This window comes from Pseudomonas peli (genome assembly GCF_050563605.1).
GTDB classification, from domain to species: Bacteria; Pseudomonadota; Gammaproteobacteria; order Pseudomonadales; family Pseudomonadaceae; genus Aquipseudomonas; species Aquipseudomonas peli_A.
Genome location: NZ_JBNXUH010000002.1, coordinates 27634 through 43820 on the forward strand (window position 1 = coordinate 27634; position 16187 = coordinate 43820).

The following is a 16187-nucleotide window of genomic DNA, read 5'->3' on the forward strand; positions in this document are numbered from 1 at the left end:
ATTCATAACAAAAAGTCTCGGCTCGATGAGCTCCAGGAGACACGTCGTGAGCAATCAACTGGTTGACCCCTTCGGTCGGCGCATCACCTATCTACGGTTATCGGTTACCGATCGCTGTGATTTCCGCTGCACCTACTGCATGAGTGAGGACATGGTGTTCGCCCCGCGCGAGCAGATCCTCAGCCTTGAAGAGCTCTATGCAGTGGCGGACGCCTTTATCGGCCTCGGGGTCAAACGCATCCGCATCACCGGTGGCGAGCCGCTGGTACGCAAAAATCTGCTCAGCCTGCTGACCCGCCTGGGCCAGCGCCCTGAGCTGGAAGACCTGGCCATTACCACCAATGGCTCGCAACTGGCCGACCTGGCGCCGCAACTGCACGCGGCCGGGGTCAAGCGCCTGAATGTCAGCCTGGATTCCCTGCAGCGCGAGCGCTTTGCCGCCTTTACCCGACGCGACAAACTCGACCAGGTGCTGGAAGGCATCGAGGTGGCGCGCGCGGCGGGTTTTCGCAAGATCAAACTCAACGCCGTGGTGCAGAAAGGCCGCAACGATGACGAAGTGCTCGACCTGGTCGAGTTCGCTATGGCGCGTGGCCTGGACATCAGCTTTATCGAAGAAATGCCGCTGGGCAGTATTTCCAGCCACCAGCGCGAGCAGACCTTCTGCTCCAGCGATGAGGTGCGTGAGCGCATCGAACAGCGCTATGCCCTGGTGCGTAGCAGCAAGTTGACCGGCGGGCCGTCGCGTTACTGGCAGGTGGTCGGCAGCGACACTCAGGTTGGTTTTATCTCACCACACAGCCACAACTTCTGCGGCGACTGCAACCGCGTGCGAGTCACCGCCGAGGGCAAGCTGGTGCTCTGTCTGGGTCATGAGAATGCCCTGGACCTGAAAGGCCTGATGCGTGCCCATCCCGGCGACAGCCAGCGCCTGAGTGAAGCCTTGATGCAAGCCTTGCAACTGAAACCCGAACGTCACCACTTCGAGACCGATGCACAGGTCCAGGTGGTGCGCTTTATGAGCATGACCGGCGGCTAGCGCCGATCTGCTTCCACCGCCTTGGCGGTTCCATTTATTTCAATACCACGATTAAACAGGAGGTTTGCTGTGAAGCCCTCGCACGTCTGCAGTTTGTTCGCCGTTGTCTGTTCTAGCGCGGTCAGCGCTGAAAGTTATGTGATCGGTGTAGAGAAGCTGGCCTTTGCGCCGCACTACAGCATCGACGCACAAGGCCAGTACCAGGGCTTTGCCCGTGAGCTGTTCGACTTGTTCGCGCAGACCAGCGGGGTGGAGCTGAGCTACAAGGTGCTACCTGTTGAGCAGCTGTTGCCCGCGCTGCTCAGCGGCCAGGTGGATTTCAAATACCCCGACAGTGAAACCTGGGCGCAGGAGCAGAAGGCCGGCAAGACCCTGAGCTACAGCCAGGGTGTGGTTGAGTATGTCGATGGCGTGCTGGTGGCGCCGCAGCGCCATGGCCAGCCCATCGAGCAGATCAAGCGCCTGGCCATGGTCAACGGCTGGACGCCTTGGGGTTATCAGGAGCGTATCGATGCCGGGCAGATCGAGCTGACCTACAGCGATGATCTACGCCAGATGATTCGCCAGGCGCTGAAGAAGGACACTGATGGCGCTTACTTCAACGTGGTGGTGGCGACCCATTACCTGGACAACATCCGCGCGCGACCGGGCGCGCTGATATTCGACGCGCAGTTGCCGCATAACCGTGGCAGCTTCAAGCTCTCGACCCTCAAGCACGCGGCTTTTATGCAGCGTTTCGACCGCTTTCTGATCGAGCAGCAGAGCGAAATTGCCGCGCTGAAAAGCCAGTACAAGGTCGAGGCCAATCTGGATGCCGAGCGCATCGGCCTGGAGCAGTGGAAGCTGGATTTTATCGAGCGCAAAAAGCTCAAGGACGCGCAATCGCAGTGATGTGCTGAGCTAACAAAAACCGCTCCAGATGAGCGGTTTTTTTCTGCGCATAGAAAGAGCCGGGATAGACGCAATAAAAAAGGGGATGGCAACGATGCCATCCCCTTTTTGTTACAGGTTGCCGCCTACCCGGCAACCCGCATCAAGCACATAGGCTTAGAAGTGGTACTTCACCAGCGCTTGAACTGCAGTCTGATCGAAGCCGTCGGTGGAACCGTCGATTGGCCGGATACCGTACTTGTTGTGCCACATGTTCAGCTCGGTACCGACATACAGCTTGCGACCTTCACCGAACAGCGCCTTGCCCGCATCCCACTTGATCTGGATCGAGGAACCGACCGAGGTCTGGGTGCCGGCGTCCTTGGACGGGGCACGCCAGTCGATATAGCCGTCGACCACGAAGTCCTGTTCGCCAATGGCGAACGGGTACGCGCCGCTCACGGTCAGTTGGTAGGTGTGGCCGTTGCCCTTGTCAGATGCCTTGAAGTCATGATCGAAGAAGATGTGGTTGTTGACCTTCACCGCATACAGGTTGGCGTTCAGGTAGGCGAAGCCTGGAGCGTTCCAGGCGGTGCCGATGCCGTACAGGTAGTTTTCGGTGCCAGGGCCGCCGTTGCCTTTTTCATAGGTAAAGGCTGCGTACACATCCTTCAGCGGACCTGCGGACAGGTCCTGGCCGGTCAGCCAGCTGAGGCTGACGCGTGGCGAGAATTCCATGTAGTAGAAACTGCTCTTCTCGTCGATATCCAGGTTGCCGAAGTTGCTGCCGCGCGCCTGCGCGTTGTCGGCGTCGATGTAGTCGAGGAAGAAGAAGGTATCGCCCCAGGTCCAGCCGCTGGCGTTTTCCAGAGTGAAAGTGCTCTGCGAGCGCTGCTCTTCATCGTTGAAGTTCAGGCGCTGAAAGTTGCTGCCATACAGGTAGGAGAGGCTGGTGTCTTGCCAGAGGAAGGCGTCGCTGGCCAAAGCCTGTTGACCGGAAAACAGTCCAGCCGAGAGGGCGATGCCGTGGGGCAGGTGCTTCAGTTTCATCATGGTTTCCTTATTATTGGACTTACAAGGTTTCTCGAACCTGCGGCGAACCGCAGGATCTGTCAGGCAAAGGGGCAGTGACTCAACTGGTACGCGGGGCCACGTTGAGCTCGTTACGGCCGCTGTTAGGCGCATCCGTTGCACTGTCGTCCTGCGGGTTTTGCAGCACGGTGTGCAGGTGCGCCTCGGGGTCGTAGTCGTTTTCTTCCAGCTGCAAATGCTCTTCCGGCAGGAAGATATTCAGCAGAATCGCGCTAAAGGCACCGATGGTGATGGGCGAGCCGAAGATGTTCTTCAGCGCATCGGGCATTTGCGAGAGCACTTCCGGTACGGCCGCAACACCCAGGCCCAAACCGAGGGATATGGCCACGATCAGCACGTTGCGGCGATGCAGGCCCGCCTCGGTAAGGATCTTGATGCCTGCGACGGCCACGGTGCCGAACATGATCAGGGTGGCGCCACCGAGTACCGGTTTCGGCATTAGCTGCAGCACCGCACCCACTGCCGGGAACAGGCCCAGCAACACCAGAATGCCGGCGATATAGAAGGCCACATGGCGGCTGGCCACGCCGGTCAGCTGGATCACGCCGTTGTTCTGGCTGAATGTGGTCATCGGCAGGCTGTTGAACATCGCCGCCATGGCCGAGTTGCAACCATCGGCCAAGACCCCGGATTTGATCCGGCGCATATACAGCGGACCTTTGACCGGCTGCTTGGAGATGATCGAGTTGGCCGTCAGGTCGCCTGCGGTTTCCAGCGGGGTGATCAGGAAGATCACCGCAATCGGTATAAACGCCATCCAGTCAAAATTGAAGCCGTACTTGAACGGCACCGGCACGCTGATCAGCGGCACCTGAGCCATGTTGGCGAAATCCACCTTGCCGGTGAACCAGGCCACGCTAAAGCCCAGCACCAGGCCGATGATGACTGCCGACAGGCGCACCACCTGCGATGGGAAGCGGTTGAGAATCACGATGGTCACCAGCACCAGGCCGCCGAGGCCCAGGTGGTGCAGGGCGCCGAGATCCGCCGCGCCGTAACCGCCGGCGATATCAGTCATCGCCACCTTGATCAGCGACAAGCCCATCAGGCAGATGATGGTGCCGGTGACGACCGGGGTGATCACCCGGCGCAGCTTGTTGATGAACTGGCTGAAGGCGATCTCGACAAAGGCTGCGCAGAAGCACACGCCAAAGATCGTCGAGAGAATTTCCTCTTCACTGCCGCCGCGGCCCTTGACGATAAACCCGGCGCTGAGAATCACGCTGAGAAAACCGAAGCTGGTGCCCTGCAGACACAGCAGGCCGGAGCCGACTGGGCCAATGCGCTTGGCCTGGATAAAGGTGCCGAGGCCGGAAACGAACAGCGCCATGCTGACCAGATACGGCACATAAGCGCCGAGGCCGAGGACGCCACCGACAATCAGGGTAGGGGTGATGATGCCGACGAAGCTGGCCAGTACGTGCTGCAACGCGGCGAAGATCGCCGGAGCAAAGGCCGGGGTGTCGTGCAGTTGGTAGATCAGGTCGTTGTTTGCCACAGGCGGAGCCGTGGTCTCTGTGCTGCTAGTCGTGGTCATATCAGAGCCTGCCAGTTGTTTTTATACGGTCATGGGCTTGGCGAGGCTTCACGGCGCCTCTGTTCTGTACCGGGGTAGAAGTTGTCCATCTGGTCAGAATGGATCGACTATAGCAACTTGTTCACACTGATAAAAACAATTTATTTTAAGATTGTGCACAAAAAATGAACCGTCAGTCAGATAGCTGCGCGGTCAGCGGAAGTGGCTTGTTTTAGAGGGGATTGCCTGGCTGTCAAAGGCTGCGCGCATCAGCATGCAGCCAGACTTAGCGGGCTGCGGATGACAATTAGGAGGAGACTTGGTGTTGTGGCGGCGGGTTGTTCATGGCTGCGCGTTCACACGCCTGTAGCGGAGAATTCTGGCTGGGCAGATAAGAAAATGCCGCGCCCTTGTGGGCGCGGCATTTGGGTGGATCAGTTGAGCTGTGCGCCCTGGTCGATCCACGAGCCGATCAGCTCGCGTTCTTCCTGGGTCATCTGGGTGATGTTGCCCAGCGGCATGATCTGCGAAGCAACGCTTTGCGCGTGGATCTTCGCGGCCTGGGCCTTGATCTGCTCCGGCGTGTCGAGGACAAACCCGGCAGGCGGTGCGCTGAACATCGGGCTGCTTGGTGTGGCCGAGTGGCACACGCTGCAGCGTTCCTGAATCACGCTGTTGACCTGGGCAAAGTCGCCCGCGTCAGCTGCGGCTTCTGCTGGAGCACTGGCCTCAGGGGCCGCTGCGGTTTCTGCCGGTTTGCTGGCTGTTTCGGCAGCCTTGGCAACAACTTCCGGACGGCCACTGATGCCAGTGGCCGGTACTGGGGCGTACTTGATTACTGCAGCTTGCGGTTCCTGCGGTGCAGCAGCCTTCATGCTGGGGCCGGTGACGAACGCCAGGCAGATCATGCCCAGGGCGGCGGCAGGCAGGGTCCAGATGTACTTACTGCTGTCATGGCGCGTGTTGAAGTAGTGGCGCACCAGTACCGCCAGCATCGCGATGCCCGCCAGAATCAGCCAGTTGTATTGGCTGCCGTAGGTGCTCGGGAAGTGGTTGCTGATCATGATGAACAGCACCGGCAAGGTGAAGTAGTTGTTGTGGCGCGAACGCAGCAGGCCTTTGGCTGGCAGGGTCGGGTCCGGCGTGGTGTTGTCTTCGATGGCCTTAACCAGCGCACGCTGGGCCGGCATGATGGTGAAGAACACGTTGCCGACCATGATGGTGCCGATAATCGCGCCGACATGGATATAGGCCGCGCGGCCGCTGAAGATCTGGCTGAAGCCATAGGCGGCAGCGATGATCAGCACGAACAGCACGGCGCCAAGCAGAGCCGGGCGCTTGCCCAGCGGCGAATCGCAGAGGAAGTGATAGGCCACATAGCCCGCCACCATCGAACCGAAGCCAATAGCGATAGCCATTTCCGGTGCCAGATCAACGCCGGGTTTAACCAGGTACAGGCTCGGGTTGAGGTAGTAGACCACCAGCATCAGGGCTACGCCCGACAGCCAGGTGAAATAGGCCTCCCATTTGAACCAGTGCAGGTTCTCCGGCATTTTCGGCGGAGCCAGTTTGTATTTTTCCAGGTGGTAGATACCACCACCGTGAATCGCCCAGAGGTCACCAGACAGGCCTTCGCGGGGATTACTGCGGTTGAGGTTGTTTTCCAGCCAGACGAAATAGAAGGATGCGCCGATCCAGGCAATGCCGGTGATCATATGGATCCAGCGGATACCCAGGTTCAGCCACTCAGTAAAATGCGCTTCCACAATCAGTACCTCTTTCCCAGTGCCGGCACGCCGATGCTGGGCTTCTCTTATTGGTGGGGGGCGAGGAGCAGTTGCTCGTCGTCGGTAAAGAAATGCTCATCGCAGTTGTTGCCAGAACCACTGCGATCAACCACCAGGAAGTCATCCCGCTTTTCGATCGTCAGCACCGGGTGGTGCCAAACGCCGCGATGGTAATTAATGCCCTGCCTGCCGTTGCTGCGGAAGGCGCGGACCAACTCCGATTGAGGTGCATCGCCAACTGGCGCGACCACAATCAGAAAGGGGTTGCCGAGCAGCGGAATAAACGCCTGACTGCCCTGCGGATGACGCTCCAGCATGCGAATGGTCAGCGGCATATCCAGGGCCTCGGCACTGAAGATGCTGATGATCGCCTTATCCTCTGGCTGTGCGGTCTCGACCGTGGCCAGTTTGTGATAGCGGCGAGTGGAGCCATTGTTGATCATGAAGAATTCACTGCCTTGGGTTTCGATAACGTCACCAAAGGGGGCGAAGGCTTCTTTGCTCAGCGGCTCGATGATCAATTTGCGCATGTTGGTCTTCTTGTTCGTTCGTTTATGCCCCTCTCCCAAAGGGAGAGGGGTTTATTGGCTTACTTGGCGACTTTGCCAAACAGGCGCAGACGGCTGATACCACCGTCCGGGAACACGTTCACCCGTACGTGAGTGATCGGGCCCAGCGCCTTGATCTGCTCGCTGAACTCGTGCTCGGCGTGCATCGAAAGCTTCTGGCTTGGCAGCAGCTCGCGCCAGAACAGGCTCTGGGTTTCGATCTGGCTGTCGGTGCCGCCTTTGACAAAAGCCGCCTGGATCGAGCAGCTGTCCGGGTAGTTGCCTTTGAAGTGCAGGGTGTCGACGACGATGCGTTCGATCTCGCCCGGATGGCCGAGGGCGACAATCACCCAGTCGTTACCTGGCGTACGGCGACGTGCAGTTTCCCAACCATCGCCCATGTTGATGCCACGGCCCGGGTTGAGGATGTTGCTCATACGGCCGAAGTGTTCGTCCGAACAAGCTAGCGCGCGACCGCCATTCAGTGCGGAAGCCAGGTCAACTTCTTCGTTGTCACCTACGTTCGACCAGTCACGGAACGGCACGCCGTACACGCGCAGACGGGCGACGCCGCCGTCCGGGTAGATGTTGAAGCGCAGGTGGGTGAAGGCCTGTGCATTGGCGATTTCATGGTAGTGGTGGCTGTTGCCTTGCAGTTCGACTGCGGCCAGCACTTCGGTCCACTCGGTTGCGTCGGTCGGGTCGCCTGCGGCGACAAAGCAGCCTTCCAGGGACGCCGATGGCGGGAAGTTACCGGTGAAGAAGCTGGTGTCGATGTCCACACCCTTGATCGAGCCCGGTACGCCCAGGCGGATTACCGCGCTGTCGTAACCTTCGAAGCGCTTGCGGCGCGATTCCCAGCCATCCATCCACTTGCCGTTGTCATCGAACACGCCCTCCTTCCATACGGCCGGGGTCGGCTGGAACAGACGGTTAACGTCGGCGAACCAGTCGTCGGTGACCGAGATGGCCTTGGTGCCCAGGCGTGCGTCGGCGAGGTTGACGTATTTCTCAAAGGGTACGGCGTAAGCTTTCATGAAATGTCTGCCTTAGATGATGGCGTTGGGGAGGGCGGAGGGCTTGCGGCCTACAGCTGCTGCAAGCGGAACAGCGCGATCTTGTTGATCTCGGCCAGGGCGCAGGCGAATTCCTGCTCCGGGGAGTTATGAATCCGCTCCTCGAAGGCCGCCAGGATCTGGTGCCGATTGCTGCCTTTCACCGCCATGATGAAGGGGAAGCCGAACTTGGCTTTGTAAGCATCGTTCAGTTCGGTAAAGCGGGCGAACTCTTCTGCGGTACAGGCGTGAATGCCTGCACCTGCCTGCTCCGACGTGGAGGAGGCGGTCAACTCACCGCGTACGGCTGCCTTGCCGGCCAGATCCGGGTGAGCATTGATCAGCGCCAGCTGTGCGGCATGGCTGGCACTGAGCAACAGGTCGGCCATGCGCTGATGCAGGCCGTCGATTTCGTTAATGCTGTCGTCCTGGCCCAGGTCAAAAGCCTTCTCGGCTACCCAGGGCGAGTGCTCGTAGATATCGGCGAAGACTTTGACGAAGTCTTCACGGCTCAAACGGGATGGAGTCAGGGTTTGAAAACGGCTCATTTCGAGCTCTCCTTGGACGGCTGATCGTGCAACGGATGGGTTGCGTACCAGTGTTGGGCGATGTCTACGCGGCGTGCGCACCAGACTTTTTCGTGGTTCTGCACGTATTCAAGGAAGCGCGCCAGTGACGCCAGACGCGCCGGACGGCCGAGCAGACGGCAATGCATGCCGATCGACAGCATCTTCGGTGCGCCGGCCACGCCTTCGGCATACAGCACATCGAAGGCGTCTTTCAGGTATTCGAAGAAGTCATCACCCTTGTTGAAGCCTTGCACCTGGGTGAAGCGCATGTCGTTGGTGTCCAGCGTGTAAGGAATCACCAGATGCGGTTTGGCCGCGGTGCTGGCCGGGTCCCAGTAGGGCAGGTCATCGTCATAGGTGTCGCTGTCATACAGGAAGCCGCCTTCCTCGCGCACCAGGCGGCGGGTGTTCGGGCCGGTACGGCCGGTGTACCAGCCCTGCGGACGCTGGCCAGTCAGTTCGGTGAGGATGCGGATGGCTTCGAGCATATGCTCGCGCTCTTCGGCTTCGCTCATGTTCTGGTAGTCGATCCAGCGGTAGCCGTGGCTGCAGATCTCGTGACCGGCGGCGACCATCGCCTTGATGGCATCCGGGTGACGCTGCGCGGCCATGGCCACGGCGAAGATGGTCAGTGGGATGTTGTGTTTCTGGAACAGGTTGAGCAAACGCCAGACGCCGGCACGGCTGCCATACTCGTAGAGTGATTCCATGCACAGGTTGCGCTGGCCTTGCAGCGGCTGCGCGGAGACCATTTCGGAGAGGAACGCCTCGGACTCCTTGTCGCCGTGCAGCACGTTGCGCTCGCCGCCTTCCTCGTAATTGAGAACAAACGACAGGGCTATGCGCGCATCATTCGGCCAGTGCGGGTGGGGCGGGTTGTTGGCGTAACCGATCAGGTCGCGTGGGTAGTCAGCGCTCACTGCAGTCTTCCTTCTTGCTGTTTGTGGCGGTCATTGGGCAGGCATGAATGCGTTGCACGACCGTGATGGGCTAATTGTATACAAAGTGCTTTGCATCTTGTAAATCTAAAATTCACTTATTTTGCGAAATTTTGCCTTAATGCTGAATCTGTCCAGTGCGTCAGCTGTTGTTGTGCAAAAGCAGTGCTCGCAAGCACTTATGGTCGATTTGCTGCCCGTTTACGGTGCGCTAAGCAGACGTAATGATCGGTTTATTGTGTACAGTTTTTTATAAAAGTGTCTTATTTTTGAATTTCAGCATGCTATGCTTCAGCTCAGTCGAGGCTGCTTAGCCTGATAAATCTGCCGAATTCAATAAAAGTAGAGGAGGTGCGGCGTCTACGTAGGCTTATCTGCGCAGGTGCCCATAAGCGATGGGACGATTGACCACACACGTACTGGATGCCGCCCATGGTTGCCCAGGCAGCGAACTGAAGATTGAGTTGTATCGCGTTGAAGGGGCTCAGATGGAGCTGCTCAATAGCGTTGTCACCAACCACGACGGGCGCTGTGATGCGCCGGTGCTGCAGGGTGACGATTACCGTAGCGGGGTTTACCAGCTGCATTTCCATGCTGGCGATTACTACCGCGCTCGCGGCGTCAAATTACCTGAGCAGGCCTTTTTGGATGTTGTGGTGCTGCGCTTCGGCATTGATGCCGGGCAGGAGCATTACCACGTGCCACTGCTGATTTCCCCTTACAGCTACTCCACCTACCGCGGTAGCTGAACCGAATGCTTGTCACCCTCTGACTCAATTTAAGAGTCCCTAGCCCGTACACACTGCGGGCTTTTTTTTGCCTGCGATTTGAGGTGCTGATCGGGGCGGGAGTTTGGGCTACGCGAAGCCCAAACAGCGGGCTTCAGGGATCAGCAATAACGCTAGCGGCTAAGCAGTGAGGCTGCGCCAGCCCCGCCAAACAAGGCAGCGCTGATGCGGTTGAACCATACCTGGCCCTTGCCCGAACGCAGGTAGCGCGCGGCGCCCTGGGCGCTAAGGCCGTAGAACAGCTTGCAGGCCAAGTCCAACACCGCCCAGGTGGCGATCATCACCAGCAGTTGGCTGAGCATAGGCTGCTCGGCGCTGATGAACTGCGGCAGGAAGGCGGCGAAGAACAGGATGTCCTTGGGGTTGCTGGCGCCCAAGCCGAAGGCCTTCCAGAACATGCTGCGAAAGCCTGGGTTGACCGGCTGCTCTTCGGCCGTCACCGGTTTGGCGGCTTTGCGTGATTCCTGCCAGCTTTGCCAGGCGAGGTAAAACAGGTACAGCGCGCCGACAATCTTCAGCAGGCTGAACAGCTGCTCCGAGGCCAACAGCAACGCGCCAAGGCCGAGTGCCGAAGCGCTCAACAGGCAGATCGAGGCTGACACCCCACCAATAAAGGCCGGGGCCGAGCGGCGCAGGCCATAGTTCAGGCTGTTGCTGACCATTAACAGTGATAGCGGCCCGGGGATCAGAATCACCACCAGTGCAGCACTTGCGAACAACAGCCAGGTTTCCAGACTCATTAGTGATTCTCCAGATGCGCAAAAGCCCCGACGCGCGCGCCGGGGCTTGGTTACCAGCCGGCCAACCTTACAGGAAGGCGAACTTGGCGATAAAGATGATGCACAGAACGTACAAGCTCAGCGATACCTTGTCGCGCTGACCGGTCAGCAGTTTCAGCGTCGCGTAGGTCAGGAAACCCAGGGCAATACCGTTGGCGATTGAGAAGGTCAGCGGCATCATGACCACGGTGACGATCGCCGGGATGGTGTCGGTGTGATCTTTCCAGTCGATATGCGCCATGCCGCTCATCATCAGCATCGCTACATAAATCAGCGCGCCAGCGGTGGCGTAGGCGGGGATCATCCCAGCTAGCGGGGCAAAGAACATCGCGCAGAGAAACAGCACGCCCACAGCAACAGCCGTCAGACCAGTACGGCCACCGGCAGCAACGCCTGCAGCACTTTCCACATAGCTGGTTACCGGCGGGCAACCGACAAAGGCACCGACCACGCTGGAGGTACTGTCGGCCTTGAGAGCTTTGGACAGGTTCTGGATCTTGCCGTCTTCGTCCACCAGGTTGGCGCGATGGGCAACGCCCATCAGGGTGCCAGCGGTGTCGAACATGTTGACGAAGAGGAAGGCCAGAATCACGCTGATCATGGCAATGTTGAAGGCCCCAGCGATGTCCAGTGCCATCAAGGTCGGTGCCAGGCTTGGCGGCATGGAAACCAGGCCGTTGTATTCCACGATGCCCATGGCCCAGCCGATGGCGGTGACGCCGAGCATGCTGAACAGGATGGCGCCGAACACATTGCGGTGGCTAAGCACGGCAATCAGCAGGAAGCACACAGCGGCGAGGATTGCATTCGGTTCACCGAACGAACCCATGGTCAGCAGAGTTGCTGGGCTGTCGACGACGATACCCGCAGTCTTCAGGCCGATCAGCCCGAGGAACAGCCCCACCCCCGCACCCATGGCAAAGCGCAGGCTCATGGGGATGCTGTTAAGCAGCCACTCGCGGATGCGTGACAGGCTCATGATCATAAACAGCACGCCGGAGATAAACACCGCGCCGAGGGCGATCTGCCAGCTGTAGCCCATTTCACCGACAACGGTGTAGGTGAAGAAGGCATTGAGGCCCATACCTGGCGCCAGGCCGACTGGCCAGTTGGCGTACAGCCCCATCAGGAAACAGCCGATGGCCGCGCCGATGCAGGTGGCGACAAACGCCGCGCCATGATCGACACCAGCCGTGGCCATGATGTTGGGGTTAACGAAGATGATGTAAGCCATGGTGACGAAAGTCGTCAGGCCCGCCAGCAGCTCGGTTTTGATTGTGGTGCGGTGTTCGGTCAGCTTGAAGAAGCGGTCAAGCAGACCGGGTTTGATCAGGTCTTGCATCTGCGTCGCCTGTTGTTCTTGTTTAGCGCTTTCCACAGGGGTACTCCTCATCTCTTGTTGTGTGCCACCCAGAGCCTGTGCTGCGCACTGCTCGACTCTTGAGGTAGGTGGTGTTTTTTGCCTTGCTGGCGTGCTTAGCTGACCTATCGGTCAAGAAATAACGCTGAGGCCGATTATGATGTTGTATACAAAAAAAGCAAATAATGTTTCTGGTTGAAATCCGCTATGTACTCGGCTTTTTTACCTATGCAATACCAGTCCTTTTCCTTATGTGTACCGGAGCATCCACTTAGCCGGCCTGGCTCGGCGCTGATACCCCCAAGATCAGCGGGTCTTCGGCAATAATCGCAGGCATCTCGACGTTGCTGTCGTGACTTACCTGGACGGCTGCTAAGCAGATTCGCGAACAAGAAAAATGCTGCATATAAGAAATGAATCTGCCGACTGCGCGTTCTTCGGCATAGAAGTGCGAACAGAAAGCGCGTGCAAATGCACCTTTGCACGATGGTTATGCTTTGGTAGCGGTGTACGTGTTGATCATATTGTGTACAATGCAAGGGCTTTTTATTTGTGACTTTTCACTGATTTGCTGCTTGCCAGAGGGTAGGTAGCACACAGTAGAGTTGCATCAGCAACCGCCGAACCTTGATCACGCGAGCCACAATGAACGAACAATTGCAGCCCCTTAAGAAGCAGACGCGCGAAGGCAAGAGCACTCGCAGCGGGACTCAGGACGATGTCGTTTACGCCCATATCTTCGATGCCATTCTTGAGCAGCGTCTGGCTCCTGGCACCAAGCTCAGTGAAGAGGCGCTCGGTGAAATCTTCGGCGTCAGCCGCACCATCATCCGTCGCGCCTTATCGCGCCTGGCCCACGAAGGCGTGGTGCTGCTGCGGCCTAACCGTGGCGCGGTAGTAGCCAGCCCGGGGGCGGAAGAAGCGCGGCAGATCTTCTATGTACGCCGGATGATCGAGCGGGCGATTACCGAGCTGGCCTGCAAGAACGCCAAGCCGGAACAGATTGCCGCGCTGCGCCAGATGGTGATCGATGAGCGCGACTGTTTCGCCCGTGGTGACCGTGGCATGGGTATTCGCCTGTCGGGTGAGTTCCACCTGAAACTCGCGGAGGCCGCCGGCAACCTGACCCTGTTGGGCTTTCTGCGCAGCCTGATTTCGCAGACTTCGCTGATCATTGCGCTGTATGAAAGCAACAGCCGCACGCACTGCTCGGATGCCGAACACGACCAGGTGATCGACGCCATCGAGGCTGGCAATGTCGAAGTGGCGGTGGATCTGATGATGCGCCACATGGACAGCGTCGACGCCAAGCTCAACCTGGATGGCGAAACCGCCTCTGACGACCTGCACGCGGTGTTCTCACACCTGCTGCCGGGCAGCAAGAAGAAAGCCGCGAGCCGCTAATTGGGGCAACCGGCCTAAACGAAAAAGCCCGCTCAATGAGCGGGCTTTTTCTTGGTTGGGATTTAACCTGCCTGGCTTAGTCTTGGCGATCTTAGTCGCGGCGATGCACCGACTGGCCGGCGGCGAAGGTTTCTTTTACTGCGCGGTCGTCGCCAAGCATGGTCAGGGCGAAGAGCCTTTCGTCCAGGGTTTTGGCCTGCTGCATGCGGTAACTGATCAGCGGCGTGGCGTTGTAGTCGAGCACCACGAAGTCGGCGTCTTTGCCGCTCTCAAAGTTGCCCAGCTTATCGTCCAGGTACAGCGCATTGGCACCGCCCAGGGTGGCCAGGTACAGCGACTTGAACGGGTCGAGCTTCTTGCCCTGCAGCTGCATGACCTTGTAGGCCTCGTTCAACGATTGCAGCTGGCTAAAGCTGGTGCCGGCACCCACGTCTGTGCCCAGGCCGACACGCACGCCGTGCTGTTCCAGCTTGTTCAGGTCGAACAGTCCGCTGCCGAGGAACAGGTTGGAGGTCGGGCAGAAAGCCACGGCCGAACCGGTTTCAGCCAGGCGTTTGCATTCGTCGTCGCACAGGTGCACGCCATGGGCGAACACCGAGCGTGCGCCGATCAGCTGGTAGTGGTCGTACACATCCAGGTAGCCCTTGCGCTCGGGGAACAGCGCTTTCACCCATTCGATTTCCTTACGGTTCTCGGACAGGTGGGTGTGCATATACAGGTCCGGGTACTCGCCTAACAGTTTGCCGGCCAGCGTCAGTTGCTCTGGGGTACTGGTGGGCGCGAAGCGCGGGGTCACGGCGTAATGCAGGCGGCCTTTGCCGTGCCAGCGTTCGATCAGCTCCTTGCTATCGGCGTAGCCGGATTCCGGGGTGTCGGTCAGGTAGTCCGGGGCGTTGCGGTCCATCAGCACCTTGCCGGCGATCATGCACAGGTTCAGCGCTTCGGCGGCTTCGAAGAAGGCGTCCACCGATTGCTTGTGTACGCTGCCGAAGACCAGGGCGGTGGTGGTGCCGTTGCGCAGCAACTCCTTCAGGAAGATGCCGGCCACGTCCGCTGCATGGGCTTTGTCGGCAAACTGCTGCTCGGTGGGAAAGGTGTAGGTGTTCAGCCAATCCAGCAGCTGCTCACCGTAGGAGGCGATCATCCCGGTTTGCGGGTAGTGGATATGGGTGTCGATAAAGCCGGGGGTGATCAGCGCGTCGCGGTATTCGGTGATTTCCACGCCCTTGAGCATAGGCAGCAGGTCGGCGGCGTGGCCGACGTTGGCCACCCGGCCGTTGTCGATAACCAGCAGGCCGTCTTCGAAATACTCATAGGATTTCTCAACGCCCACCACGGCAGGGTCGGCAATGCTGTGCAGGATGGCGGCGCGGTAGGCGTGGGTTGTGATGCTCATGGTTGTCTCTATCAATCGTTAAATGGAGAAGGCAGGAGCGGCGCTGGCCGTGACTCAGGTTGATCACGGCCAAGGCCGCTCCTACAAAAAAATCTGCGCAGGCTCAGTACTAACTACGGTTGGGCGCGGCGCGAATTGGGCAACAGTTTGGCAACGCTGGGCTGGCCCTTTTTGCTCTCTTGGCCAAAGGCGGCGTTATAGGTGGCGATCACTTCGCCGGCGATGGATACGGCAATTTCTACCGGCAGTTTGCCTTTGACCTCGGCCAGGCCCATGGGGCAACGCATGCGTGCGACCACGGCTGGGTCGAAGCCGCGATCACGCAGGCGGTGTTCGAATTTGGCGCGTTTGGTCTGCGAGCCAATCAGGCCGTAATAGGTGAAGTCATTGCGTTTGAGGATTTGCGCAGTCAGCTCCAGGTCGAGCTGGTGGTTGTGGGTCATGACGATAAAGTAGCTGCCGGCGGGCATGCGCTCGATCTCGTCGATCACCTCGTCATTCACCACTTTCTCGACCCCAGCCGGAATCTGTTCAGGAAACTCGTTGTCCCGCGAATCAATCCAGCGCACCTTGCACGGCAGGCTGGCGAGCAGTGGCACCAGGGCGCGGCCGACATGGCCGGCACCGAATACGGCGATCTGCGCTTGCGGCTGACCCATGGGTTCGAACAGCAGCACGGTGGCGCCGCCGCAGCATTGGCCGAGGCTGGCCCCCAGGCTGAAACGCTCCAGGCGGGTGTCCTGGCTGCGTGAGGTGAGCATTTCGCGGGCCAGCTCCATCGCCTTAAATTCCAGATGACCGCCACCGATGGTCTCGAAGATGCGGTCAGCGGTGACCACCATTTTCGAGCCCGCATTGCGCGGGGTTGAGCCGCGTTCTTCGATGATGGTCACCAGCACGCAAGGCTGACCTTGCTGCTGCAGTTCGGCGAGGGCGCTGATCCAGCTCATTTGCTCAGCCTCCAGGTAGGTGGCAGTTGTCCGGGGCGCGGTAAGCGCCAGTTGCTGGGCGACGGGTCCAGTATCGGTACTGGAATCGGTCGCGGT

15 protein-coding genes are annotated in these 16187 nt (G+C 59.1%); 4 read left to right on the forward strand and 11 right to left on the reverse strand.

Annotated features, from left to right (window positions below; all coding sequences use genetic code 11):
* Positions 1-46 precede the first annotated feature (46 nt).
* Both moaA and ACQ4LH_RS02455 read left to right on the forward strand, forming a co-directional pair.
* Positions 47-1039 (forward strand): GTP 3',8-cyclase MoaA, encoded by a 993-nt coding sequence (gene moaA, locus ACQ4LH_RS02450; protein ID WP_430695767.1) that lies wholly within the window; start codon positions 47-49, stop codon positions 1037-1039.
* 69 nt (positions 1040-1108) lie between these two features.
* Positions 1109-1930 carry a transporter substrate-binding domain-containing protein gene (locus tag ACQ4LH_RS02455; RefSeq protein WP_430695768.1) on the forward strand — a complete coding sequence of 274 codons (822 nt, stop codon included), beginning with the start codon at positions 1109-1111 and terminating at the stop codon, positions 1928-1930.
* Between the two features lie 156 nt (positions 1931-2086).
* On the opposite strand, the gene ACQ4LH_RS02460 is transcribed toward ACQ4LH_RS02455, so the two are convergent.
* From ACQ4LH_RS02460 to puuE, 7 genes are all read right to left on the reverse strand, one after another.
* Positions 2087-2959, reverse strand: coding sequence for an outer membrane protein OmpK (locus tag ACQ4LH_RS02460; RefSeq protein WP_430695769.1), 873 nt, complete (start codon positions 2957-2959; stop codon positions 2087-2089).
* Positions 2960-3041: 82 nt separating this feature from the next.
* Positions 3042-4538, reverse strand: a complete 1497-nt coding sequence (locus ACQ4LH_RS02465) for a nucleobase:cation symporter-2 family protein (RefSeq protein ID WP_430695770.1) — start codon at positions 4536-4538, stop codon at positions 3042-3044.
* Positions 4539-4951: 413 nt separating this feature from the next.
* Positions 4952-6283, reverse strand: coding sequence for a urate hydroxylase PuuD (locus tag ACQ4LH_RS02470; RefSeq protein WP_430695771.1), 1332 nt, complete (start codon positions 6281-6283; stop codon positions 4952-4954).
* A 47-nt stretch (positions 6284-6330) separates the two neighbouring features.
* The gene (locus ACQ4LH_RS02475; RefSeq protein ID WP_430695772.1) at positions 6331-6834 is read right to left on the reverse strand and encodes an ureidoglycolate lyase; all 504 of its coding nucleotides are present in this window, start codon (positions 6832-6834) and stop codon (positions 6331-6333) included.
* A gap of 59 nt (positions 6835-6893) precedes the next feature.
* Complete coding sequence (gene alc, locus ACQ4LH_RS02480; protein WP_430695773.1) at positions 6894-7889, reverse strand: allantoicase; 996 nt, start codon at positions 7887-7889, stop codon at positions 6894-6896.
* 50 nt (positions 7890-7939) lie between these two features.
* Positions 7940-8455: a 2-oxo-4-hydroxy-4-carboxy-5-ureidoimidazoline decarboxylase gene (uraD, locus tag ACQ4LH_RS02485; protein ID WP_430695774.1), complete on the reverse strand. Its 516-nt coding sequence runs from the start codon at positions 8453-8455 to the stop codon at positions 7940-7942.
* Positions 8452-9396: an allantoinase PuuE gene (gene puuE, locus ACQ4LH_RS02490; protein WP_430695775.1), complete on the reverse strand. Its 945-nt coding sequence runs from the start codon at positions 9394-9396 to the stop codon at positions 8452-8454. The genes uraD and puuE overlap by 4 nt, the downstream gene beginning before the upstream one ends.
* A 413-nt stretch (positions 9397-9809) precedes the next feature.
* On the opposite strand from puuE, the gene uraH reads away from it, so the two are divergent.
* Positions 9810-10163, forward strand: coding sequence for a hydroxyisourate hydrolase (gene uraH, locus ACQ4LH_RS02495; protein WP_090253575.1), 354 nt, complete (start codon positions 9810-9812; stop codon positions 10161-10163).
* 152 nt (positions 10164-10315) lie between these two features.
* Here uraH and ACQ4LH_RS02500 read toward each other — a convergent pair whose 3' ends face one another.
* Positions 10316-10942: a LysE family translocator gene (locus tag ACQ4LH_RS02500; protein ID WP_430695776.1), complete on the reverse strand. Its 627-nt coding sequence runs from the start codon at positions 10940-10942 to the stop codon at positions 10316-10318.
* A 67-nt stretch (positions 10943-11009) separates the two neighbouring features.
* Complete coding sequence (locus ACQ4LH_RS02505) at positions 11010-12359, reverse strand: NCS2 family permease (RefSeq protein WP_430695777.1); 1350 nt, start codon at positions 12357-12359, stop codon at positions 11010-11012.
* A gap of 627 nt (positions 12360-12986) precedes the next feature.
* Here ACQ4LH_RS02505 and ACQ4LH_RS02510 point away from each other — a divergent pair.
* Positions 12987-13745 carry a GntR family transcriptional regulator gene (locus tag ACQ4LH_RS02510; protein ID WP_090253579.1) on the forward strand — a complete coding sequence of 253 codons (759 nt, stop codon included), beginning with the start codon at positions 12987-12989 and terminating at the stop codon, positions 13743-13745.
* Between the two features lie 91 nt (positions 13746-13836).
* On the opposite strand, the gene guaD is transcribed toward ACQ4LH_RS02510, so the two are convergent.
* Together guaD and xdhC are read right to left on the reverse strand one after the other, a co-directional pair.
* Positions 13837-15141: a guanine deaminase gene (gene guaD, locus ACQ4LH_RS02515; RefSeq protein WP_430695778.1), complete on the reverse strand. Its 1305-nt coding sequence runs from the start codon at positions 15139-15141 to the stop codon at positions 13837-13839.
* A gap of 113 nt (positions 15142-15254) precedes the next feature.
* Complete coding sequence (xdhC, locus tag ACQ4LH_RS02520; protein WP_430695779.1) at positions 15255-16091, reverse strand: xanthine dehydrogenase accessory protein XdhC; 837 nt, start codon at positions 16089-16091, stop codon at positions 15255-15257.
* Positions 16092-16187: the final 96 nt, after the last annotated feature.

Coding starts and splice junctions, on each gene's coding strand:
- uraH (WP_090253575.1), top strand. CDS start 9,810: ATGGGACGATTGACCACACACGTACTGGATGCCGCCCATGGTTGCCCA.
- uraD (WP_430695774.1), bottom strand. CDS start 8,455: ATGAGCCGTTTTCAAACCCTGACTCCATCCCGTTTGAGCCGTGAAGAC.
- ACQ4LH_RS02510 (WP_090253579.1), top strand. CDS start 12,987: ATGAACGAACAATTGCAGCCCCTTAAGAAGCAGACGCGCGAAGGCAAG.
- ACQ4LH_RS02460 (WP_430695769.1), bottom strand. CDS start 2,959: ATGAAACTGAAGCACCTGCCCCACGGCATCGCCCTCTCGGCTGGACTG.
- ACQ4LH_RS02475 (WP_430695772.1), bottom strand. CDS start 6,834: ATGCGCAAATTGATCATCGAGCCGCTGAGCAAAGAAGCCTTCGCCCCC.
- xdhC (WP_430695779.1), bottom strand. CDS start 16,091: ATGAGCTGGATCAGCGCCCTCGCCGAACTGCAGCAGCAAGGTCAGCCT.
- alc (WP_430695773.1), bottom strand. CDS start 7,889: ATGAAAGCTTACGCCGTACCCTTTGAGAAATACGTCAACCTCGCCGAC.
- ACQ4LH_RS02500 (WP_430695776.1), bottom strand. CDS start 10,942: ATGAGTCTGGAAACCTGGCTGTTGTTCGCAAGTGCTGCACTGGTGGTG.
- ACQ4LH_RS02465 (WP_430695770.1), bottom strand. CDS start 4,538: ATGACCACGACTAGCAGCACAGAGACCACGGCTCCGCCTGTGGCAAAC.
- guaD (WP_430695778.1), bottom strand. CDS start 15,141: ATGAGCATCACAACCCACGCCTACCGCGCCGCCATCCTGCACAGCATT.